Source organism: Caulobacter segnis, from assembly GCF_023935105.1.
Classification (GTDB): Bacteria; Pseudomonadota; Alphaproteobacteria; order Caulobacterales; family Caulobacteraceae; genus Caulobacter; species Caulobacter segnis_B.
Window position 1 is genome coordinate 3195506 of sequence record NZ_CP096040.1, and the last position, 23762, is coordinate 3219267.

Here is a 23762-nt window from a genome sequence, read left to right on the forward strand (position 1 = left end):
CCTTAAGCCAGACGGAGACGGCGCTCAGCGAAGCGGTACATCGGCCGCCAGAGCACGCGATTGAAGGCGATGACGAAGACGGACATGACGGCCACGCCCAGAGCGACGCGGGCGCTGTCGCCGGCGGCGGTGGCCTTGGCGATGTAGGCGCCCAGGCCCACGGCCTCGAGGTGTTCATGGCCCCAGCTCACCGCCTCGGCGACGATGCTGGCGTTCCACGAGCCGCCCGAGGCGGTGAGCGCGCCGGTCACGTAGTAGGGGAAGATCCCCGGGATCGCGACCTGCCGCCACCACTGCCAACCCTCGAGGCCGAACATGCCGGCGGCTTCGCGCAGGTCGCTGGGGATGGCGCTCGCGCCGGCGATGACGTTGAACAGGATGTACCACTGCGTCCCGAACACCATCAGCGGCGAAAGCCAGATGTTGGGGTTCAGATGCATGGCCACGATGGCCGCCACCGCGAACGGGAACAGCACATTGGCCGGAAAGGCGGCCAGGAACTGCGCGATGGGCTGGAGGCGCTCGGCCCAGGCCGGACGGAGGCCGATCCAGACACCGATCGGAACCCAGATCAGGGTGGCCAGCGCGATCAGCACCACGACCCGAACCAAGGTCGCCAGGCCCAAGACCGACACCTCGCCCAGATCGCCGAACGTCAGGCGCGCGCTGAGGAACGACCACAGCAACCCGCCGCCGCCGATCACGGCGACGCCGACCAGCGCCAGCCACAGGATGTCCAAGAGACGCCCTAGCGCCGGATGCGGCGCGGGCAGGCGAAGGACCGGCAAGGCGACCGGCGGGCGGAGGCGCGGGAGGGCGCGCGATAGGCCGGCCAGAGACCAGGTCAACGACCGCGTCCAGGCGGCGCGGCGCAGCAGGTCATAGAGCCACGAGGCCGGGCGCTGCTGGCTGGCGGTCTGCTCGAAGCGGAACTTGTCGGCCCAGGCCACCACCGGTCGGAAGACCAACTGGTCGTACAGCACGATGACCACGGCCATCGCCCCGACGCCGGTGGCGACGGCCTTCATGTCCTGGCGAGCGATGGCCACCGACAGCCACGAGCCGATGCCCGGCAGGGTGACGGTGGTGTCGCCCACGGTGATGGCCTCGGACGCCACGACGAAGAACCAGCCGCCCGACATCGACATCATCACGTTCCAGACCAGACTGGGCGTGGCGAACGGCAGTTCCAGACGCGTGAACCGCCGCCAGGGCGAAAAGCCGAACTGGCGGCTGACCTCATCCAGGTCGGCGGGCAAGGTCCGCAGCGACTGGTAGAAGCTGAAGGCCATGTTCCAGGCCTGGCTGGTGAAGATGGCGAAGATCGCCGCGCACTCCACGCCCAGCTGGCGGCCGGGGAACAGGCCCATGAAGAAGGTGACCGTGAAGGTCAGGAAGCCCAGCACCGGCACGGACTGCAGGATGTCGAGGGCGGGTACGATCAAGAGCTCGGCCTTGCGGCTCTTGGCGGCCAGGGTGGCGACCGTGAACGTGAAGACGAGCGAGGCGGCCAGCGCCAGGAACATCCTCAGCGTCGTGCGCAGGGCGTATTCGGGCAGACGAGCTGGATCCAGCGTGACGGGAGCCGCGTGCAGGGCCGCCAGGGGCTGGCTCATGTCCTCGGCGCCGCGCACCACGAGAATGGCGCAGGCGGCGAGCAGCAGGAACGCAACCAGATCCGCCCACGAGGGGACGGTTCCGGCGCGAAGAAAACGCGCGAGCGGGCGCGCGGCCTTGTGGTCTCCGGAGAGGAAAACCATGGGCTTCACCTTGTGACTGTCGCCGCGACCGGCCGTCAGCAAGGAGCCCGTTAAACCCCTAGCGTGACACCTTTCGCGGCGTGGTGGATCGACTGTGACTGTCGCTGGGCATGGGGTTTGGGTTTCCGTTGTTCGCCTCGCCACTGCAGTGCAGCAACGAACGCGGCGGCGGGATGCGCCTGTCGAAAGGCGTTGTCAAGCTGATCTCGATGGCGGAGCAAAAGCGAGTGGCGGAACCGCTGCGTCATTCAGTGTCGGCCGACCGCCGTAGTGCGTCGCCGGCCAATGCGATCGCGCCCAAAACACCGGAATTCTCGTTGAGGGCCGGAGCGACAAGATAGGCTTCGATCGCCTGCGGAAGCCGAAGTTCCGGCAGGTAACCGCCGAGCCAGAACGCCAGGCGTTCGCGGACGCGGGACAGGACCTGCTGGGTCTGGCCGATCCCACCGCCCAGTACGATCCGACGAGGCGACACCGCATAGGTGAGCACGGCGGCCATCTGCGCCAGGTAGTCGGCCACCTGGTCCCAGACGGGATCGTCGGCCGAAAGCGTCTCTCCGGCGCGTCCCAGTCGCGCGGCGAGCGCGGGTCCACTGACCAGACCTTCGAGGCAATCGCCGTGATAGGGGCAGGCGCCCGCGAACGGATCTTGGGCCTGGTCGCGGCGCACGGGCAGATGGCCCAGTTCGGGATGCAGCGCTCCGTGGATCGGCGCGCCGTTGACCACGACGCCAATGCCGACCCCTGTCCCGACGGTCACATACGCATGGTTGTCGAGCCCCACGCAGGCGCCCCATCGCCCCTCGCCCAGGGCCGCGCCATTGACGTCGGTATCCAATCCGATGGGAAGCCCGAGAGTCTTCAAAGGCCCCAGGAGGTCGGCGCCCGACCAGCCAGGCTTCGGCGTCGCCAGGATGCGGCCATGGTCCGCGGCCTTCGGGTCCAGTCGCACGGGCCCGAACGTCGCCACACCGATGGCGTCGAGGCCCGACCGCCGACGCCGCGCTTCCAGCACGTCGACAATCGCGCCGATCGTCTCGCCCGGTGTCGTTGTCGGAATGCGAACCCGGTCGCCGAAGTCCTCCGGCCCGGAGCCGAACCCGACCACGACCTTTGTTCCACCGATTTCCACGCCCGCATAAGTCATTGGACCGTCCCATCAAGGAAAGCGCCGCGGCCCTTCACGTGATCGCCGCGCGCTCGACGGCGTCCGGGTCACGGTCAAATCGGGTCTTGGCGTCGAAGATCATGGTGGCCGCGCCCTCCACCACGACCGGATCCCAGCGCGGCAGGCCGGCGTGGTTGGGATCACCGCCCTTCGCGAAGGCGACGAAGGCGTCGGCGATCTGGGCGCTCAGCGCGCGGGCCGCCTCGCCGCCGCCGGTCATCGAGTCGCAGCGATCGGTGTTGGCGAAGGCGAAGGGAATATCCAGGCAGTGAAACGCGCGCGGCCGTCCGTCCAGAACCGGCGAGGCCCAGTTGAACTCATAGAGATAGGCAGGCGCCCGCCCCTGCCGCGCCTTGGTCGCCGCCTGATCGACCGCGGCCTTGCGGATGGGCGCGGTCGCGATGCGCGACCATATATCGAAGGGGCTGGCGGTCGGGGCGCGCTGGCGAAACGCCGCCACCAGGTCCGCGCTCTTGCCGGGCAGGAACCGTTCGGCCCGCGCCATGAGTTCGGCCTCGCTCATTGTCTCGAACTCGGGATGATTGATCCCATGGACGAACTCGTTGAGCGTCGCGCCGACGATCAGCGGCACGTCGGCGGAGATCGCCGGCGCATCCGGGTGGAAGGGGCAAGTCGGCAGGACCGTCCCATCGACCACGGGCGCGAAGTCCAGTTGCTCGGGGATCAGGCGGGCGTCGACGAAACCGTCGAACGGCTTGTTGACCCGCGCCCGCGCCTTCTGGCCAGCTTCCAGGAGCCGGGCGTGGGGCATGGTCCGCAGGCGGACGGCTTCAGCGGCCGAGAGGCCCAGCTCCGCCAGCGTGAGGTCCGTGAGCCGCCGCGCCTTGTCCTGGGAGACGGCGCGGCTGAACGAGCCGCTCATGACGATGGCGCGGTGGAAGAGGCCGCGGGCGGCCGGCATGCCCATCAGGGTCGAGACCTTGGCCCCGCCTCCGGACTGACCGAAGATCAGCACGCGGTCCGGGTCGCCGCCGAACTGGGCGATGTTGTCGCGAACCCACGCGAGGGCGGCGACGATGTCCAGCATGCCGACATTGCCCGACTGGGCGAAACTTTCGCCGCAGTGCGACAGGTCGAGATGGCCCAGGACGTTCAGGCGGTGATTGAGGGTGACGACCACGACATCGCCCCGGCGCGCGAGGTTCTCACCATCAAAAGCGGGCAGATCGTGACCAGAGCCGGCCGCGAAGCCGCCGCCATGCAACCAGACCATGACCGGCCGCCGGCCCGAGCCCTCCAGGCCCGGTGTCCAGACATTCAGCCTCAGGCAGTCTTCACTCTGAACGGCGTCGTTCCATTGGAAGACGAAGGCCTCCTCGTCGTTGAGGCGACCCGTTCCCTGGTCCTGGGGGCAGATCGGGCCGTAGTGGCGCGCGCTTCGGACGCCCGTCCAGGGCTCCGGCGGACGCGGCGGCAGAAACCGGCCCTCCCCGCCCGTGGGTGCCGCGTAGGGCACGCCTTTGAAGATGAAAACGCCGTTCCTGACGTAACCGGCCACGCGCCCGGCGGTGGTCGAGCCCTGGGCCACGCCCGCGCCGGCGGTCAGGACCGGTCGCGCGACCTTGGTCGCCGCCGCCGCGGCCCCCGACATCGCGCCCTGGACGCCAGCGACCAAGGCCGCGCCCTTGAGAAGGGATCGGCGTCCCACGCCTGATCCACGGCGATCGTCGAAGACACTGCTCATGGTCAAAACCATCCTTGGTCCTCGCGACGCTCGAGGCGGACGCGTTCGGTTTCGAAGAGAAAGTCGCAGGGAGAGCGGCAGGCGCGCCTCTCCCTGCGCGGGGAATGGGCCGCGTCACCACCTCGATCCGATCGACGGCGGCGCGCGGAGCCCCTCAGTTCGGGGAGTCATCAGGTGGCGGGATATCGCCCCGCCACCCGCCAGGCCTAAGCCTAGTTGAAGTCCAGGCTCAGGCTGACGCCGATCGTCCGAGGACGCGGGCCCGCCAGCAGGGTCGGACCGTTCGCGGCGGTCGGCCCGCGTTCGTCGGAGAGGTTGTCGCCAAACAGCTTGACCTCATAGGCGCCCTTACGAACCCCGATGCTGGCGCGATAGAGTTGATAGGGATCCAGCGTGTCGACGGTGGCGTCGCTGTTGCGCGCGCGACCTACGGCCGTGGCCGAGGCGTTGGCGAACACGTCGTAGAGCCCGACGCTCTTCTGATAGTTCACGTCCAGCCGCCAGTTGTAGGGTGGCGTGTTGAACAGGTCCTGGCCATTGCGGTTGCGCGGGTTGGCGGTGGCGAAGGCGGGGATGACGTTGGTGAACTCCGACGTATTGACGTTGCCGATCAGGGTCAGGTTCAGCCCCTTGACCGGCGTGTCCCAAGAGGCCTCGATGTCGATGCCCTGGGTCTTTGCGTCGCCCAGATTGGCGAAGGCCGAGAGCCCGATCGAGGTGTTAAAGGCGCTTTGCAGATTGGTGTACTTGATGTCGTAAGCGCTGACCGACAGGTGGAGCTTGTCGTCGAACAGCTTGCCCTTGGCGCCGATCTCGATGTTCCGCAGCTTGTCCGGGGTCAGCGAGATGCTGGTCGGCACGCCGTCGGCGATCACGGCGTTGGCCTGGGCCTGCGACTGCAGGATGCCGCTCCGGAAGCCGGTGCCGGCGTTGAAGAACAGCATCCAGGAGTCGGACGGATAGTAGGCCAGGTTCGCCCGCCAGGTCAGGGAATCCGGCTTGGCCTGGCTAGTGACGAGCGCGCCGTTGGTCACCGACTCCGAGGAGCGATCGTCCTTGAAGTAGCGAAGGCCGAAGAGCGGCACCAGCTTGCCGCCCATCAGGTCGTAGCTGACTTCCGAGAAGACCGAGGCGTTCTCGGTGCGGGTGATCGTGCTGCCGCCCAGCTTCAGGGTCGGGAAGTCCAGGGAGAAGGTATAGAGGCCCCGGGCCTTCTGGTAGAAGGCGCCGCCCACCCAGTGCAGCGGACCGTCGCCCGAGGTCGCCAGCCGGAACTCGTTGACGAAGCTGTGAGCGTCGCCGCCGTTGATCAGCGTGCCGATGCCCAGCGGCGAGCCCAGGTTCAAGGCGACGCCAAAGCCGCCCGGAAGCGACTTCTGATAGGACGTGGCGTTGGTCAGGGTCAGACCGTCGAACTCGTGGGTGAACGTCCCCGAATAGTAGTTGGCGCGCCGGCGGTCGTAGCCCTGGATGTTGCCCTGGTAGGACGCGTAGGGCGGGTCCACCGAGTTCATGACGTTCAGATAGTCCTGGTCGGTGCTGAACCGCCAGGCGCGCAGCCGCACCGTCGAACGGTCCGTGGGCTTCCATAACAGCACCGCCTGGAGGTTCTTGGCGACGACGCCGTTGGCGTCGGTCTTGTACGGCGTTCCAACCGGAGCGCCCTGATAGATGTCGTTATAGCCCGCCCGCTTGTCGTAGCCGCCGCTGATCCGGATGCCCAGCTTGTCCTCGACGATCGGGATCGAGACGGCGCCGGCCACGCGATAGTTGGGATCGCCGGCGTCGCGGGTTCCCGAAAGCTCACTCTCGGCGGTGAACCCCATATGGGTGAGACTGGGGTTCTTGGTCCGATAGATGATGGCGCCGCCCATCGAGCCCGAGCCGTACAGCGTGCCTTGGGGCCCGCGCAGCACCTCGACCCGCTCGATGTCGAAGTACTGCAGGGGCGGCGCGGCCTGGTTGTTGGGGACGCCGAACGGGGTGTCATCCAGATAGTAGCCGATCATGCCGTCGCCGACCGGGCCGCCGGCGCCGGAGCCCCGGAACGAGAAGATGCGATAGCCGGCGCCGATCTCCTGCGCTTGCGAGGCGCCGGGGATCATCTGGATCAGGTCCGCGCCGTCGCGTACCCCGCGCTGGGTCAGGACCTTGTCCGAAAACGCCTGGATCGCGACAGGCGCGCGGGCGATGACCTGCGAGCCGCCCTTCAGGGCCGTGACGACCACTTCGTCCAGCTTGTCGGGCTCGGCCGCCTCGCCCTGCGCCTGTTGGGCCAAGGCCGGGCCGCAGGCGGCGAGTGCAAGGCTCGTCAGGGCCGCGAGGCTGACGCCACGCCAAAGCGCCGACCGCGGGACCGCGCGGAATGATGGTGTTCTCATGAATAGACCTCCCCTTCTTATTGTTTAGCGCCAGCATTGCAATCGATTGCCATGGATTGCAATAGACGCTTTCGATTGACCTTTCAGCCCGTGACCCGCCGCGCGTGCGTCAGGCGAAGGCCGCGCGCAATCCGCTCATCCAGGCAGCGACGAAGGCCTTGGACGGGCGCGACTGCGGCGCGATGAAATCAAAACCGTGATAAGCGCCCGGCGTGAGCTGGAACTGCGTAGGCACCCCGGCCAACACGAGACGCCGGGCGTATTCCAGATCCTCCTCGACGAAGAGATCGATGCCGCCGACGCCGATGAAGGCCGGAGCCAGACCGCGAAGATCCGCGACGCGCGCGGGAACCGCGCCGTGGGGCGGTTTGCCCTGCCCCGCCGGCGCGCCCAGGAAGCTGGTCCAGCCGAACCGGTTGCCCGCCTCGTTCCAGCCGATGCGACCGATGAACGGCGGGACGCGTCGCGTGCTGCCGGTGCGGTCGTCGAGCATCGGATAGATCAGCACCTGATAGCGCAGCTGCACTTCGCGGCGATCCCGAGCGGCGATGGCCACCATCGCCGCCAAGCCTCCGCCAGCGCTCTCGCCCATCACGGCGATGCGACCGCGATCGACCCCCAGGGCGTTGGCGTTACGATGCAGCCAGACCAAGGCCGCGTAACAATCCTCGACGGGGCCAGGGAACGGCGTCTCCGGAGTCAGCCGGTATTCGACATTGACCACGAGACAATCGAGTTCCGCGGCGATCGTCTGGCACAAGGGCGTGGAATCCTCGGCGCGCCCAAGGACGAAGCCGCCGCCATGGATGTGGAGCAAGGCCGGGCGCGGCTTCCCGCCAGTACCGGCGCCGATGACCTGAACAGCCACGTCCGGCGCGCCCGGGCCACCAGGGATGGTACGACGCTCCACCGACGGACTAGCCAGAGCCTTAGGCGGCGGCGGGATTCGCGCGCGCAGAGCCACCAGTTCCTGCCGGGTCCACTCCATCGACCGCTGGGCCAGCAGGACGCGGGCGCCCTCACGCAATTCAGGATCGACGTGGGCCAGAAGGTCCTCGCCGCCGCCTGGTTCGGCGGCCAGAGAAGCGCCGCCGCTCGCGAACGCCACGCCCAGCATCATCGCGTGCAGATCGCGTCTCGATAGGGTCAAGCCAGCCTCCCCGACTCCGAACACTTCGGTTCCTTGCCCTAAGTGATCCCCGAAAAAGCAATCGATTGCAACCCCTATGGAGAAGGAACTTGCAATCGATTACCTCTCACGGTCTAGTCCGCTCGTGCGAAGGCTCCGGCGCGCGGCTAAGCAGCGACAGGCCGGCAAAGGCCGGCCACAGGGAGAAGACGAGATGGCATTGCGGAACTCGGAGAAACGCGGCGTCGCCAAGGCGATGCTGATCGCGCTCTGCGCCTTGGCGGCCGGCGCCGCTGGGGCCCAGGATCGGAAATCACCGCCGGTGCAGGTCGATCCGGACGGAACCGTCCACGCTCCGGCCATGAGCGTACCGGTGTCGAGCCTGCTTTCGCCCGAGGGAAAGGCCTACATGGCCGAGCACCTGCGCCAGATGCAGCAACCCGCCCTGCTGGCGCAAAAGGATGGCGTTCCGGTCTTCATGGAGCCCTATCTGGCTCGCCAGCGCGCCTTGTTCCCCCACGACAGGACCGACACCAAGATCGGTGGCGTGCACGTCTACGACTACGCGCCCAAGGGTGGCGTGGCCCCGGAAAACCGCAACCGCGTCCTGATCAATCTGCACGGCGGCGGCTTCATGGGATGCTTCCAAGGCTGTGGCGAGCTTGAGTCCCTGCCCCTGACCAGCCTCGGGCGCATTCGCGTCGTCGCGGTCGACTACCGCCAGGGCCCGGAGCACCGCTTCCCCGCCGCCAGCGAGGACGTGGCCGCGGTCTATCGCGAACTGCTCAAGACCTATCCCGCCCAGAACATCGGCATCTACGGTTGCTCGGCCGGCGGCATGCTGACGGGCATGTCGGTCGCCTGGTTCCAGACGCATGGCCTGCCCAGGCCCGGCGCGATCGGCATCTTCTGCGCGGGCGCGACCTTGTCGTCCTCCGGCTTTGGCGGCGACGCCGACTTCTTCACGGGTCCGCTGGGCGATGCGCGGCCGCCCGCGCCCTGGCCCCCTACCCGGCCGGCTTCGGACAAGTCGGGCATGCCCTATCTGGCCGGCGCCAGCATCAAGGATCCAATGGTGTCGCCGACCGCCTCCGACGCGGTGCTGAGCCAGTTCCCGCCCACCCTGCTGATCACCGCCACGCGGGGCTTCGAGCTGAGCTCGACGGTCTATACCCACACCCAGTTGGTCCGGCTGGGCGTCGAGGCCGAGCTGCATGTCTGGGAAGGCCTGTTCCACGGCTTTTTCTACAATGCCGACGTGCCGGAATCGCGCCAGGCCTATGACGTCATGCTGAAGTTCTTCGACAAGCGCCTGGGGCGCTGATCGAGACTTCGGGACCAGGAGTTCGCCGATGTGCACGGTCAAGCCGGACGCGCCTGGACGCGCGCCGAAAGGCTGGACCCGACTGACCGCGCCTTCCGGGCGCGGTCAGCTCTATGTCCTGCGCGACTTCACCTCGAGCCATCTGGCCCCGCGCGATCTCTATGTCTGGACGCCCGACGGCGTCGACGAGGCCACGCGCCTTCCGGTGCTCTACATGCAGGATGGCCAGAACCTGTTCGACGCTGGGCTGGTGCCGTTCGGCGTGGCCTGGGAGGCGGACGCCAGCCTGTCGCGACTGATCGATGCGGGCCGGATCGCACCGACTATCGTGGTCGGCGTGGCCTGTACGGAGGACCGGTTCGCCGAATACGCACCGGCCTTGATCCTAGATCTGCTCCCCGCCCCTGCCCGCCAGGCCGTCGTCGACGCCTGGCCCGGCGCGCCGAAATCGGCGGCCTACGCCCGGATGCTGATCGAAGAGGTCAAACCGCTCGTCGACGCGGCCTTCCCGACGCTGCCCGACCGCGAGAGCACCTTCCTCGGGGGCTCCTCAATGGGCGCCGTCGTGGCGGCCGAACTGCTGGCGCGGCACGCCGACGTCTTCGCGGGCGCGGCCCTGCTGTCGGCGCATTTCAGCCTATTGCCCGTGACCGAGGCCGAGCCCCTCCCCGAGGGCTTCGCCAAGGACGTCGCCCGCGCGGTCGGCCTGTTTGCCCGGCGCCATATGCCCCGCGCGGGGTCGCACCGTCTTTGGCTGGACCGCAGCACGCTGAGCATCGATCGCTTCTATCCGCCTTCGCACGCGGCCTTCGTCGAAGCGCTGCAGGCGCTGGGCTATGCGGAGGGCGATGACCTCAGCGTCCGCGCCTATAACGGCGTCGGCCACGACGAGGGCGCGTGGCGCGAACGCCTGGACGAGGCGCTCGCGTTCCTGCTCGCCCGGGCCTAGACGACCGCGCTCGCCGCGCGTGGACTGGCTGAACGGCCCGCCCAGAGCACGCACACCGCCGCCGCCGCCATCAGCACGCCGCACAGCATCAGCACGCGGCGCGGATCGCCGGCCAGCAGACTGTCGAAGTACAGCGGCATGGTCACCGCGTTCAGCAGCATCGGCGTGACGATCATCATGTTGAAGATGCCCATATAGACACCGGTACGCTCGGGCGGGATGCTTTCGGACAGGATGATGTAGGGGTTGCCCATGATGCTGGCCCAGCCCAGTCCGACCCCGATCGCCGGCAGGAACAGCCAGGCCTTCTGAGCGACATGCGGAATGGCGAACATGCCCAGACCCGCCGCCAGCAGGCAGAAGGCATGCATGGCCGCCGCACCGTAGCGCCGCGTGAACGGCACCATGGCGAAGGCGGCGACGAAGGCTACCCCATTGTAGAAGCCCCCGACCTGGCCGTTGTCCAAGACGGCCCGGCGGAAATTCTCCGACAGCGGATTGGCCTCGCCATAGACCGAGCGGCTGATCGAATAGATCACGTAGTTCCAGTAGCCGAACATGGCGTACCACTGGAACAGGCTCATCAGGGCCAGCTTGCGCATGGTCATCGGCATGGTGACGATGGCGTCCCAGATCTCGCGCAGGGTCGCGGTGATCGTCAGCGGCAAGGCCTTGAGCCTGGCCCTCTGGTCCTCGCTCAAGGGCAACTCCGGCACGCGGAAGATCGACCACAGGATCGTGGTCAGCGACAACACTGCCCCGACCGTGAACGCCACCCGGGTGATCACCGGAATGTGGTGGGCGTCGACCGCGTTGATGTCGAAGCCCAGCATGTTGACCATGAAGGTCGGCGCCAGATAGGCCAGCATCTGGCCCAGGCCCGTAAAGGCGCTCTGGGACAGGAAACCGAAGCGCCGCTGCTCGGTCGACAGTCGGTCGCTGACATAGGCCCGGTAGGGCTCCATGGTGATGTTGTTGCCCGCATCCAGGATCCACAGCAGGCTGACCGCGGCCAGGATGGTCGGGGACAGCGGCATGAAGAACAGCCCGATGGCGCACAGCACCGCACCGAACACGAAATAGGGCGTCCGCCGGCCCCAGCGTGAGGCCGTACGGTCGCTCATCGCGCCGATGATCGGCTGGACCAGCAGCCCCGTCATCGGACCAGCCAACTGCAGAAGCGGAATATCGGCCTCGTGAGCCCCGAGGTAGGAATAGATCGGCGCCATGTTCGACTGCTGCAGGCCGAAGCTGAACTGCAGTCCCAGGAAGCCGAGGTTCATCTCCACGATACGAAGCCAAGGCAGCCTGGGCTTCAGCGCGTCTTCCATCCTCGTTCCTCCGTGGACGCAAACACCGCGTCCGATCTTCTTGATTGCGGTTAGAGGCTCGCCTGGGCGGCGGACCTCAGCCGGCGACGGCGCGCTGGAGCCACAGGTCGAACAGCGCCAGCCATTGGCCATCGGGCGCGTCGGGCGATCCCAAGCCAAAACCGTGTCCGCCCTCCTCCAGCAGATGCGCCTCGGCGCGAACCCCGGCCTTGCGAAGGGCGTCCAGCATCATCAGGCTGTTCTCGGGCGGCACGGCCGTGTCATCCAAGGCGTGCGCCAGGAAGCACGGCGGCGTCGTGGCCGAGACGTGTCGCTGCGGCGAGCGGCGAGCGACCAGATCCTCACTTGGCGAGGGGCCCAGGAGCGACAGACGCGTCTGCGGATTGGTGTAGGGCGGCTCCAGCGTGATCACCGGATAGATCAGGCCGACGGCCGCAGGGCGCGCGCTCAGCGCGTCGGCGGCGTCGACCGCCGGGTACAGGGACTGGGCGTGGTCGGTGGCCAGTGAGGCGATCAGATGCCCTCCGGCCGAAAAGCCCAACGCCGCGACCTGGGCCGGGTCGAAGCCGAACTGCGCCGCATTGGCGCGAACGACCCGCATGGCGCGCTGGGCGTCTTGCAAGGGCACGTCCCAGAAGGCGCTCCACCCCTCGGCGGGGAGCCGGTAGATCAGGACGAAGACGGTATAGCCGCGCGCGACGAGGGCCTCGGCGACCGCCGCGCCCTCGTGAGTGCCGACCACGAAACTGTAGGCGCCGCCGGGCGCCGTCACGACCGCCTTGCCGTTGCTCTTGGCAGGCCGGAATACATGCAAGAACGGCTTGGCGACGTTGCGGAAGAACCCCGGCGGAAAGCCGGCGGGGACCGGCTGGGCCTTGAAGTCGCCGTTCGGCGGCGGCCCGGGCCAGAGGGGGATCACCTCGGCGTTCAGCCAGTTGGCGGGCAACGGGCCCAAAGCGGGCGGCGGGACCAGGGCCTTGCGCTCGGCGAAGGCCGGAGCAGCGGCGGCGGCCAGACCCGCGCTCAGGACCAGGCGCCGCGACATCGCCCACCGCGCTTGCGTCTTGCTCATGGAGACTCCCGAGGTGCTCATGTCGATCCGGCGTCAGGCCGCGAACGCGGTCTTGAGGGCGGCCTTCCACGCCCGGGTGAAGTCGCGCGACACGCGGGCTTCGGGCGCGACGAAGTCGAAGGCGTGGAAGGCGCCGGGCACGACGACCAATTCGGTCGGCACGCCGGCCAGCACCAGGCGCCGAGCGTAGTCGAAGCTCTCCTCGACGAAGAGATCGATATCGCCCACGCCAATGAAGGTCGGCGGCAGCCGGGAAAGATCAGCCACGCGCGCGGGCGACGCGCCCGCCGGAATGCGCGCCCTGCCCGCCGCCCCGCCGAGAAAGCTGTCCCAGCCGAAGCGATTGGCCGCAGCGCCCCAGCCGATGGTCCCGATGTGCGACGGCGGCGCGCGCGTCGCGCCGGTGCGATCGTCGAGCATCGGGTAGAGGAGGATCTGGCTTCGGACCGGAACCTCGCCCCGGTCCCGCGCCAGCAGGGTCAGGATCGCGGCGTGCCCGCCGCCCGCGCTCTCGCCCATAACCACGATGCGCTGCGGATCGACGCCCAGGCGCCGCGCGTCGCGATGGAGCCACGAAAGCGCGGCGTAGTTGTCCTCCACCGCCCCTGGATAGGGGATCTCGGGCGCCAGGCGATAATCGACATTGACGACCACGCAGTCGAATTCCGACGCCAGTTGCTGGCAGAAGGCGGTGAGATTACGCGCCTTGCCCGAAACGAAGCCGCCGCCGTGGATGTGCAGGATCGCCGGACGCGGCTGGCCGGTCGGCTCCGTCCCGATCAGCTCCACGCGCACGTCGGGGGCGCCGCGCGGTCCGGGCGTGGTCAACAGCTTCACCTCGGGCGCCGGGAGCAGTGGCGGCGGAACCCACAGCCCACGGATTTCGGACAGATTGGCCCGAGTCATGGGAGCGGACGGCTGACTCAGGATCTGCAACGCGGCGGCGCGGAGTTCTGGATCGACGTGCGACAGGTCGGGATGCGCGCCCTCGTCGGCGATCGGCGTCCCCGGCGGGATGGCTAGCATATCCAGATCCTCCTCCGGCCCGTTCGCCACTGAAGCTTACTGCGACGTCACGCGCAGGCGGAAGCCCAGGGTGCGCGGGGTCGGCCCGGAGCCGGAAAGAGGACCGTTTGTGCCGACGAAGGTCGGGCCACGTTCGTCGCCCAGATTGTTGCCGACGAACGCGAACTCCCACGCCCCGCGCCGCACGCCGATCGTCGCGCTGAGCTGGTCGTAGGGCTTCGTGGGGAAGCCGTTGGTCTGCAGACGGTCGCCGCTGTGGCTCAGGGCCACGTTGCCGAATCCTTCCAGGCCATTGGCCAGATCGCGCACGTAGTTGAGGTCGACGCGATAGTTCTGATCGAGCGTGTTGATCAAGCGCGAGCCCGGACGCAGCAGGGGCTGGGCGGCGGCCACGACAGGATTGACCGTGTCGTATTTGCTGTCGTTGAAATTGCCCACGAACCCGACGCCGAGCCCCGGGATCGGGGTGCGCCAGTGAAGTTCGAGGTCGATGCCCTTGGTCGTCGCGTCGCCGAAATTGGCGAAGCCGTTCACACCGTCGATGCCGCCGGTCACCGAGGTCTGGAGGTTGGTGTATTCCAGCTGGTAGAGATTGAGCCCGACCGTCCAGGCGCGATCGTCGCTGCGCCACTTGAGGCCGAACTCATAGTTCTTGGACTCTTCGGGCTCCAGCGCCACCGACACCGGCACGCCCGCCAGCGTCAGGGACTCCACCTGCACGCGGGACTGCACGATGCCGGGGCGGAAGCCCGTGGCGGCCGACACGAACATCGTCAGGTTGTCGGTCGGCAGATAGGCCAGATTGAGCCGCCAGGTGTTGACCTTGGCGTTGGTCGGCACCTTGGCGGTTCCGTCGGCGAACGAGCGGTCGTCGTGATAGGTGCGCAGCCCGACCAGCGGCACCAGCTTGCCGCCCAGCAGGTCGTAGCTGACCTCGCCGAAGAACGCATAGTTCTTAGTCAGCGTGTTGTTGCTGGCGTTGATGTTGACGCCGGGACGGATCAGCGCGTTGACCTGCGGCCCCTGCCCGTCCTGGTAGGATGCGCCCGCGACCCAGTGCAAAGGGCCGGAGGTCGTGGAGTTCACCCGGATTTCCTCGGCGAACATCTTGGGCAGGAAGCGGCTGGAGAATGAACCGGCCGGCGACAGCGGAATGTTGATCCCGAAATCACCCTCCAGATTGCTGGTCGCGCTGGTGATGGAGAAGCCGTCGAAGTCGACCTTGGCCGCCAGGCTCCACAGCTTGAAGTCGCCGTTCGAGAAGCCTTGTTGCCCCGCGGTGTTCTGGAAATAGGGCGGCTTCACCGAGGCCGTGAAGCCTGTGAAGTCCTGGCGCGGCTGGAAATGCCAGTACTGGGCGCGGAGCTCGACATTGTCGGCCGGCCGGAACAGGGCGACGAGACGAAGGTCGTCGTTCTTGGCCTTGTTGACGCCCTTCTGGTCGGGCGTGCCGTCGTAGGCGCCATAATAGGCGTCGGCCCAGCCGGCGTCGCGCGACGTGCCGCCGCTGATGCGGATCGCCAGGCGGTCCTTGATGATCGGAACCGACACCGCGCCGGAGACGCCGTAGTTGAAGCCCTCGGCCCCCACGGTGCGCGAGCCCTCGCTTTCGGCGGCGTATTCGATCTCGTTGAGATTGGGATCGCGGGTGTGGAAGATGAACACGCCACCCGAGGACCCCTGGCCATAGAGGGTGCCTTGCGGCCCGCGCAGCACCTCCACGCGATCCATGTCGATGAACCGCACCGGCGGCGCGATGCCGAAGTTGGTGACGATGAAGGGGACGTCGTCGAGATAGTAGCCGAGCGGCGAGTCGCCGTTCTGGGTCACGGCGCCCCGGAGATTGTAGAAGCGCGAGCCCACCGACTGCCGGAAGCCTTCGAAGGCGCCGGGGATCGTCGACACCAGATCGCCGACCGTGCTGATGTTGCGAGCCTTCAGCTCTTCGCCGGAGAACGCCTGGATCGCCATAGGCACTGTCTGGAGCGTCTGGCTGCCAGTCTTGGATGCGGTGACGACGACTTCCTGCACGGCGCTGACGGAGTCCTGGGCCGGCTTCGGGGCGTCTTCCTGCCCGCTCGCGACCTGTTGCGCCCGCGCGACGCCCAAAGGCGCGCACATCATCAAGGCCGTCGCGCTCACAGCGAGCCACTTACGATTTTGCATTCGTTCAACCTCCCCAATGTTCGAGCGCGTCGTTTCGCTCATCTCCCGCTCTTCAGTTGGCGGGAGTTACGCCTCAGCCTGTCGATAGTGCTGTTTGGCGATATGCGCACACTGGACCGCAAACGATTGCCGGTCAACCTCACTCTTTGGCCCGATAGTGAAAGGTGAGACCAAAGCGGCGCCAAACGGCGCTTTTTCTTGATATTATCGGGAAAAATGCACGCCCTACGCTTACGCGACCAGGGCCAGGCGCTCTCGATAGACAATCGATTGCCATCAAAGGAGCGGTCGAGTCTCGCGTTTACGAAGAATCATGAGCGGAGGCGCTCTCTTCCCAGCGGCGGCCTATCCGCCGCGCCGGTCAAGCGCTCAGGGCGGTCGAGGCGCGAGGGGTCAGGGTCGGCGACAGCAGCACCGACGGCGCGGCGTGGTCGCGCATCAGCGCCAGCAGCGTGTCGACCAGCGCCTCCGCGCCCTTGCCGAGGTCCTGGCGGACCGATGTCAGAGGCGGCAGGGTGTGGCGCGCGATCTCCAGGTCGTCGAATCCGACGACCTTGACGTCGGCGGGCACGACGCGACCGCGCTCGGCCAGCGCCTGGATGGTCATCATGGCGATGGTGTCCGAGGCGGCGAAAATCCCGTCGACGCCGTCGGCGATGCCAAGATAGTCAGAAATGGTCGCCAAGGCCATGTCGGGCACGAAATGCACGGGCAACAGCGCGCCCGCCACGCCCTCGCCCGCGGCCTTGATCGCCTCGCGAAAGCCTCCCAGACGCTCTTCGACCTCGGGCACGTTGGGATCGCCGAAGAAGGCCAGCTTGCGACAGCCCTGGGCGAGCAGGTGTTCCGTCGCGATCCTCCCACCCAGCCGGTTGTCGCTGCCGACGGTGTGATAGGCGTGCCCCTCGATCTGGGCGCCCCAGACGACCATCGGCTTGTAGGTCTTGGCGGCCTGGTCGAGCACCAGCGCCTGGTCCGACTGGCCGATGACGATGATGCCGTCGACCCGACCCGACTGAGCGATACGGTCCAGCCAGTCGCTGTCGCTCGGCACCACGCGGCTGAGCAGCACATCGTAGCCATGGTCGGCGAGCCGGTCGGCCACATGGCTGATCAGGGTCATGAAGAATGGGTCGGACAGATGCTGGGTGCGCTCGTGGCCGAGGGGCACCACGACGCCGATGGCCCCCGTCCGCCCGATCCGTAGATTGCGCGCCGTCGTGCTGGGCTTGAACTGCAGTTCGGCGGCCAACTTCTGGATACGCTCACGCGTTGCCGTCGACAGATGGCCGGCGCCGGTCAAGGCGCGCGACACCGTCGCCGTCGACACGCCGGCGATCTTGGCCAGTTCCTGGATATTCTGAGGTCTGGCCCCGGCCGTCTTGGAGCCGGGCCTAATCTTCGGGGGCAAAGCAACCTCGATGAAAGATGCGTAGGCGGCTCAGCGGACGGCAAGCTTGCTTCCACGTCAAGGCCGCCGGGCCAGAGCGCTCGCGAGAGAGTTAATTCGATTCCGACGCCTGTTCGAGGTCGAGCAAGCCTTCGATGATCGCCGTCTCCGCACAGCCCGGCTTGAGCCGGGATGACACGACCTCGAAGGTGTTCTGGCCGAAGGCCTCGTCGTGGGGAATGTAGCCGGAGGGGGCCAGGCCGTTGGTCAGAGTGGCCATCATCGTCCGGCTCGAGCCGCTCCTGGCCTTGAAGCGCTGGGCGATCGGGTTGAACACCTCGGCGTTGACCCCGCCGATCTCGATGCCGCCGATCTTCAGGAGGCTGAGGCGGATCGGCACGTCCGGTCCGTCGACATAGGTCCCAGGATAGCCGGCCCGGCCGGTGTCCGTCCGCGCGCGGCCGGGACAGGTCACCGTCTTGGACGCGCCGAAGATGCGCGGATTGACCTCCGGCCGATCCAATCCGTCCCGCCCGACGCGCAACACCTCCTCACCGAGCATCTGGCCCATCGTGTTGACCATCTGGCGCTGCTGAGCCATCAGCCTGGCGACTTGGGGATCCTTCCTGTCGAGGCCCTGACCGCCAGGCGGCATGGCATTGCTGATATCCTCCCCGCGCTTGGCGTAGTCGGCGATGCGGATGTTTCTCAGGTCGTAGGTCTGCTGGAAGAAGATCGGGTTCTGATCGCCAGCGGCCCCCTCGCTCCAGATCGCCACCGCGCCCTCCCCCAGGGAGTCCTCGATGTAACGCGATGCCGCGCCGGGGATGTCACCGCTGACCTGGTCCAGTTGCCCGTTCACCACCGCATGGACCGCGTAGTTGTAGTAGACCGCTATTGGCTGGCCGGATGTGGAGGCGATCCTGACCACCGCCACGGTCTTGTCCGACGGACCTTCGTAGTTGGGGCCCTCCCACCAGCGGCGGGTCTTCGGGTCGATGATGTTGCGGTTGATGTTGATGTAGGAGACGCCCTGGCCGTACGCGATCGTGGCCGGTTGCAGCTTGGTCGCGGCTTCGCGCAGGGCCGCGACGATCTTTTCGTCGAGCTGGGGAACGCCACGCGGCACGCTGTGGGAGTGGGTGGCGGTCAGCATCAGGTTCGCCGACGGAATGCCCAGGCTCTGCGCGCCCTGAACGGCGGCCGCCCAGGTCGTGTCCGGCATGCCGCCGATATCCACCGTGACCAGCGCCGCCTTCCGCCCGCCATGCTCGAGCACGGCGGCGCGCACATAGATCGGATCATTGATCCCGTCGTAGCCCTTGGGGAGTTGGGCCTTTGTCGGGGTGATCTCGATCTTGGCCGCGCCGGCCAGAAGGGGCTCGGATCCCGCGGCGCAAAGCGCCGACGTGGCCGACAGTGTGGTCGCTCCCGCGACCAGGGCAAGAATGGCGTACTTCACGTTTCCCTCCCAGTTCAGCCAGCGCTCTGGAGGCGCTGTTGACAATCGATTGCTTAGCCGCTGACATTCTCTCGTATCTGGATCGGCGGCAACGCGGCGATCTAGGTTTCCAGTTCGGCCCGATCGCCGCTCAGTCGCAGGCGCAGCACCGGCGCGAAGGTCGCCCCAAAGCGCCGCGCGCCTACCGCGTCCGCCGGCCGGCCCCAGTCGTCGATGAAGCTGATCACCGAAAGGTCGGGCAGTACGAGCCAGCTATAGGCCTGGCGCGGCGCGGTCGGCGGGTTGGCGAACACCAGTCCGGTCCCGTTCAAGGGTCGCCAGCCTTGGCTCAGGCGCTCGGAGACCATGCCATAGAGGCCCGTCGGGGCCTGTCGCAGGTGCGGCGAGAAGACATGGGTCTGCGTCGACCAGAACATGTAGTAGAGGCCGCCCGCCATGACGACATGCGGCCGCTCCAGCTCGTTGTTGACGTCGGTCGCGTCGATCAGCGGCGGCGTGATCCGCCAGTCGCCCGCCTCGCCCGAGCGCGACACGGCCGCGCCGATCACCCCGTTGAATTCCGATCCGCAAGCCGCCGAGCCAGCGAAGAACAGGTAGTGGCCACCGCCCCGAGGGTCGTGGAAATAGGCTGGATCGCGGAACGCCTTGATGGTCCCTACGACGCCCACGCCACCGTCGCTGGCCATGTAGTCCGCCGGGTCGCGCTCGACGATCTCGCGCAGGTCCCGCCAGTCGGAGAAGCTGAAGCGACCGTCAGATATTCCAAGGCTGGCGCGAGCGCTGAACAGCCTCTGCTCGAAGGTCGGCGACGCCTCGCCTCGCCGGCCCGTGGCGGTGAAATAGAGCGTCAGCGCGCGCTGGTCGGCGTCCAGGACGGCCGAACCGGACCATTCTCGGCTTCCAGGAGAGAAGCCGTCGGGCATCACCGGGCCAAGATGCGACCAGCCCGAGGCGTCGTGCTGCAGCAGATGGATACGCGCGTGCCCATGCCGAGTGTCGGGGTCGTCGAAGCGCGGTGACGCCAGGGCCATCCACAGCGTTACCCCGCGGCCGAACACCATCGGCGAGCCGGATTGCACCTGGACGGGCCATGCGTCCCAGATGTCCAGGTCGGGAGCCACGCGGACGATGTCGCTCTCGACGATCAGCGGCGCCGTGCTCATGCCTCGAGCGTCAATTCGCGCCACGTCGGCGGCCGCCCAGCGATCCGGAGCAGCCCGCTCGGAACTGATCGCTGAAGGAATGACACTGGACATGCGTTCTCCTGGCCCTGCCGAAGAACAGCGCGCTCCGGCAAGGCCGGTGTAGAAGAAAGAGATCGGCTTGGCAAACGATTGCCATCCATTTTTATGCAGCTTGCGATCGGGCCAAACCGCGTATCAATCGCTGGGAATTGGAGCCGCGCGAAGACGCCAGGATCCATCGCCCCCGCACTGCATCGCCCCGAGAGATGCAGCTTCCACCGCTGAAGTCGCGCGGTCGGCCGACGGCGCCGCCTCGCCGTCAATGCATTTTCGCTCGTCCGCGGCGGCATCCATTTTCAGGACCAAACGATGAGAAAGTCCTGAGGTCCACGTCCGAGCGGAAAACCCGCCCAGGACCGCGTCGGACGCGCCTTCGGGACGCTTCGTGGAGCCCCACGGCGAAACACTGCGATGAGCGTCCTTAGCCGGATGGTAGCTCACTGCTCGCCGAGCAGGTTCTGCTCGACGGCCACCCGCCTATCGTCAGCGCGAGGAGCGGCCCGCTGGGCCGCTCCAATTGGCCACTGCGTCAGAAGCGGCGCGTCAGGTTCACGAAGACCTGGCGCCCGATGTAGTCGTACTGGGACGCGAAAGCATAGCTGCCCGCGCGGCCGTATGTGTAGTTGCCACGATCCTGCAGCGCCGGCGACACCTTGGGCGGAGCCTCGTTGAACACGTTGCTGACGCCCACGATGCCTTCCCACTTGTCGGCTTCGTAACGCACCGAGAGGCTGTGATACCACATGGCCTCGGCATGGTTCTTGGCCTTGAAAGCGGAGCCCTGCGGCGTGGTGAAGTTCGATGGCGGCGCGATATCGGTGTCGAACTGGTACTTGTAGTTCGACTGATGCCCGACGAACCGCGTTGACCACGAGAACGTCAGATCGTTCCAGCGATAGCGCAGCTGGGTGTTTCCCACGACCTTTGGCTCGCCGATCACGCCATTGAAGTCGTCGGTCGAGCCCGGGAACAGTTCCTGGGAGTCCTCAAGCGTGTAGCTGAACTGCATGTCCAGGGTCAGCTTGCCCGGGCCGACGTCGCGGTTGTAGCGGGTCGTCAGGTCGATGCCCCGGCTCGTCTGGCTGACGATGTTCCGGAACGAACCGTCGATGTTCGTGATCCCCAGATAGGTCGGCGAATTCGGGTCCAGGTCGCGAGTGAACAGATTGCAGAACGGATTGTTCGGGAAGTCGCTCGACGCGTAGCACTGGCCGATGACGGCCGCGCCATTGCTGGTGACCTGATTGTTGACGTCGATCTCATAGTAGTCGATCGCCACGTTGATGTCGGCGAACTTGGGAGTCCAGATGAAGCCAGCGCTGAACGCCTTGGACTTCTCCGGCTTCAGGTTCTTGCCGCCGCCGGTGACGATGAAGGCCGACGGGTTGTTGCCGCCGTAGTCGCCCGGGATGCCTTGGGCGGCGCAGTTGGCGGCGATGGTCGGGTTCGCGACACCGCCGCCTTCGGGCGGGGCGTAGCGGATGCAGGGGTCGACCGAGGCCTGGCTGAGAAAGCCGCCCTGGTCGCCCAGGTTCAGCTCGAACAGCGCCGGGGCGCGGAACGAGGTGCCATAGCTGGTGCGCAGACGATATTCGCTGCTGATCTGCCAGTTCAGGCCGGCCTTGTAGGTCGAGTTGGTGCCGTACGACTTGTAGTCCGACACCCGGCCCGAGAGGTTCACTGTCAGGGCCTCGACCAGCGGCAAGGCCTTGATGATTGGCGCTTCCAGCTCGGCATAGGCTTCCTTGACCGTGTCGCTGCCCTTCGTGCGGCTGGCGGTGGCCAGGTTGTAGAAGTTCTGGGCGGTCAGGTCGGCGCCGGGCTTGTCGTCCAGCTTGTCGTGGCGATACGACACGCCGACGGCGGCAGACAGCGGGCCGGCCGGCAGCTTGAAGAGATCACCGGAGATGGAGAATTCGGCGATGGTCTGCTCGTACTCCGTAATGCCGGTGTCTTTCAGCTTCAGGTACGTATAGTCGTCTGGCGTCAGGTTGCCGGTGCGCAGAACCTGCTCTGAGAACAGGTTGATCGGCCGGCAGCCGGCAGGCGACCCAGCCGGGCAGATGCCGGTGAAGTCGCTGCTGGCCCAGTCGCCGCCGATGCCGGCCAGGAATTTGGCGCTGTTGATGCCCGTCAGGCTGTACTTGCCCCGGTTCTTGGAGAAGCTGCCGTAGCCATCCCACTGCCAGCCGTTCAGGAAGCCCACGTTCTCGCCGAACCGGCCGCGCAGGCCCAGCACGCCGCGGTACACGGTGACGTCCTGAGTATATTTGAACGGCGTCAGCACCAGGGCCTGCGGGGCATAGAGGCCCCCATCGGCAGGATTGTTCGGATTCGGATCCCAGCCAGGGATCGTCTGAGCCGCGTTGCCCCATGACGCCCCCACGCAGTTGAATGGATTGACGCTGCACGGCGCCTCGGGGGCGATGATCGGGAAAAGCTGCTGGATGTTGGTCTGGGACGACTTGCGCTGGTGACCCAGGAACTCGCCATAGACCTCGCCAAAGCCAACGTCATATTGGCCATCGGCGTACAGGGTGTAGCGCTTGACCGGCGAAAGGAAGTCGGACGACCGTTCCAGATCATTGATCGTGTCGCGATCGTTGAGCGGCGCGAAGCGGTAGCCCGGCAGACGCGGGTCCGCCGCGGCCGCCCCTACGATCGGCGGGTTGGCTGGATAGGCAGGCCCGTCGGTCGCGATGCTGGCGCGGCTGCCATAGAAGGCGCCCGTCGAGGAATAGACCGGAATGTAGTTGAACAACGCACCCGAGGGCCCCGTGCACTTGTACGTGCCGGTGTCGACGTCGATCCAGTCGTTGCGCGCGCCCGTCACCGGATCGAAGCTGTACTGCTGCTCGCACATCAGATCCTTGCGATCGCCGTATGTGAGCGCCTTTTGCTCGTAATACTGGCCGCTGATCTGAAAACGTCCCTTGCTGAGGACCTTTCCGAAGGCGGCGCTGAGCGTGTACTCGTTGCCGCCATCCCCGCCGCCGCCGAACGTGCCGGAGGCCTCCATTCGGCCGCCGTCCAGCTTGTTGCGGGTGATCACGTTGACGACCCCGGCCACGGCGTCCGAACCGTAGATCGACGAGGCGCCGTCTTTCAGGATCTCATATCGCTCGACGATCGCGTCGGGCAGGATGTTGAGGTCGACGGCCGCCACCGCCCCTTGCGTGCCCGCGGGCGGCAGACGTCGACCATTCAGCAGGACCAACGTCCGTTGGTCGCCCAGGCCCCGGAGCGAGACGGTGTTGACGCCGCCACCGCCGTTCACGACGAAATTGCCGAACTGATTGTTGATCTGGGTGGAGCCGGCCGAGACCGACGCGCCCTGCAGGATCTCGCTGCCGCTGACGAGGCCCGCCAGCGTCGAGCCCTCGCTGGTGATCACCTGCACCGGCGAAGTGCTGTTGAACTCGTTGCGCCGAATGCGCGAGCCGGTCACCACCAGTTCGTCGACCTCGGTCGAATCCGGAGCCGCGGCCGGCGCCGCGGCGGTGTCCTGTGCGACCGCCAGCGCCGGCGCCCCCATCGTCACGAGACCCGCGATCATGCTTGAGCACAGCAGTCGCTTTCGGAAGAACATCATAGACCCCTCCACAATCAGCCCTTTTGGAACATCCCCTTCGATGTTCGAGAATTTACAACTTAG

Annotated in this window: 15 protein-coding genes; 2 read left to right on the forward strand and 13 right to left on the reverse strand. The window is 66.9% G+C overall.

The genetic code is table 11. The features are described from left to right. Nucleotides 1-2: 2 nt before the first annotated feature. The 5 genes from MZV50_RS15045 to MZV50_RS15065 form a co-directional block, all read right to left on the reverse strand. The gene (locus tag MZV50_RS15045; RefSeq protein WP_252630029.1) at nt 3-1760 is read right to left on the reverse strand and encodes an ABC transporter permease; all 1758 of its coding nucleotides are present in this window, start codon (nt 1758-1760) and stop codon (nt 3-5) included. A 244-nt stretch (nt 1761-2004) separates the two neighbouring features. Beyond that, nucleotides 2005-2907, reverse strand: coding sequence for an ROK family protein (locus tag MZV50_RS15050; RefSeq protein WP_252630031.1), 903 nt, complete (start codon nt 2905-2907; stop codon nt 2005-2007). 34 nt (nt 2908-2941) lie between these two features. Continuing rightward, entirely contained in the window at nt 2942-4633 is a 1692-nt protein-coding gene (locus MZV50_RS15055) for a carboxylesterase/lipase family protein (protein WP_252630033.1), read from the reverse strand. Nucleotides 4634-4845: 212 nt separating this feature from the next. Then, nucleotides 4846-7014, reverse strand: a complete 2169-nt coding sequence (locus MZV50_RS15060; RefSeq protein ID WP_252630036.1) for a TonB-dependent receptor — start codon at nt 7012-7014, stop codon at nt 4846-4848. 109 nt (nt 7015-7123) lie between these two features. Beyond that, nucleotides 7124-8164: an alpha/beta hydrolase gene (locus tag MZV50_RS15065; RefSeq protein WP_252630037.1), complete on the reverse strand. Its 1041-nt coding sequence runs from the start codon at nt 8162-8164 to the stop codon at nt 7124-7126. A 193-nt stretch (nt 8165-8357) separates the two neighbouring features. On the opposite strand from MZV50_RS15065, the gene MZV50_RS15070 reads away from it, so the two are divergent. Continuing rightward, entirely contained in the window at nt 8358-9467 is a 1110-nt protein-coding gene (locus MZV50_RS15070) for an alpha/beta hydrolase (RefSeq protein WP_252630039.1), read from the forward strand. Nucleotides 9468-9495: 28 nt separating this feature from the next. Further along, a complete protein-coding gene (locus MZV50_RS15075) occupies nt 9496-10416 on the forward strand; it encodes an alpha/beta hydrolase (protein WP_252630041.1) in 921 nt (306 codons plus the stop codon). Here MZV50_RS15075 and MZV50_RS15080 read toward each other — a convergent pair. The 8 genes from MZV50_RS15080 to MZV50_RS15115 all read right to left on the reverse strand — a co-directional run bounded on the left by MZV50_RS15080 (nt 10413) and on the right by MZV50_RS15115 (nt 23699). After that, nucleotides 10413-11747 carry an MFS transporter gene (locus tag MZV50_RS15080; RefSeq protein ID WP_252630043.1) on the reverse strand — a complete coding sequence of 445 codons (1335 nt, stop codon included), beginning with the start codon at nt 11745-11747 and terminating at the stop codon, nt 10413-10415. The two genes, MZV50_RS15075 and MZV50_RS15080, sit on opposite strands and share 4 nt — an antisense overlap. 76 nt (nt 11748-11823) lie before the next feature. After that, the gene (locus MZV50_RS15085; RefSeq protein ID WP_252630045.1) at nt 11824-12819 is read right to left on the reverse strand and encodes an alpha/beta hydrolase; all 996 of its coding nucleotides are present in this window, start codon (nt 12817-12819) and stop codon (nt 11824-11826) included. Between the two features lie 33 nt (nt 12820-12852). Further along, on the reverse strand, nt 12853-13845 hold the full coding sequence (locus MZV50_RS15090) for an alpha/beta hydrolase (protein WP_252630046.1): 993 nt from the start codon (nt 13843-13845) through the stop codon (nt 12853-12855). Between the two features lie 36 nt (nt 13846-13881). After that, complete coding sequence (locus MZV50_RS15095; protein WP_252630047.1) at nt 13882-16011, reverse strand: TonB-dependent receptor; 2130 nt, start codon at nt 16009-16011, stop codon at nt 13882-13884. A 361-nt stretch (nt 16012-16372) separates the two neighbouring features. After that, a complete protein-coding gene (locus MZV50_RS15100) occupies nt 16373-17422 on the reverse strand; it encodes a LacI family DNA-binding transcriptional regulator (protein ID WP_252630048.1) in 1050 nt (349 codons plus the stop codon). A 91-nt stretch (nt 17423-17513) separates the two neighbouring features. After that, nucleotides 17514-18863 carry a hypothetical protein gene (locus tag MZV50_RS15105; RefSeq protein WP_252630049.1) on the reverse strand — a complete coding sequence of 450 codons (1350 nt, stop codon included), beginning with the start codon at nt 18861-18863 and terminating at the stop codon, nt 17514-17516. A 101-nt stretch (nt 18864-18964) separates the two neighbouring features. Then, nucleotides 18965-20119 (reverse strand): glycoside hydrolase family 68 protein, encoded by a 1155-nt coding sequence (locus MZV50_RS15110; RefSeq protein WP_252630051.1) that lies wholly within the window; start codon nt 20117-20119, stop codon nt 18965-18967. Nucleotides 20120-20636: 517 nt separating this feature from the next. Then, nucleotides 20637-23699 (reverse strand): TonB-dependent receptor plug domain-containing protein, encoded by a 3063-nt coding sequence (locus MZV50_RS15115; protein WP_252630052.1) that lies wholly within the window; start codon nt 23697-23699, stop codon nt 20637-20639. Between the last annotated feature and the right edge of the window lie 63 nt (nt 23700-23762).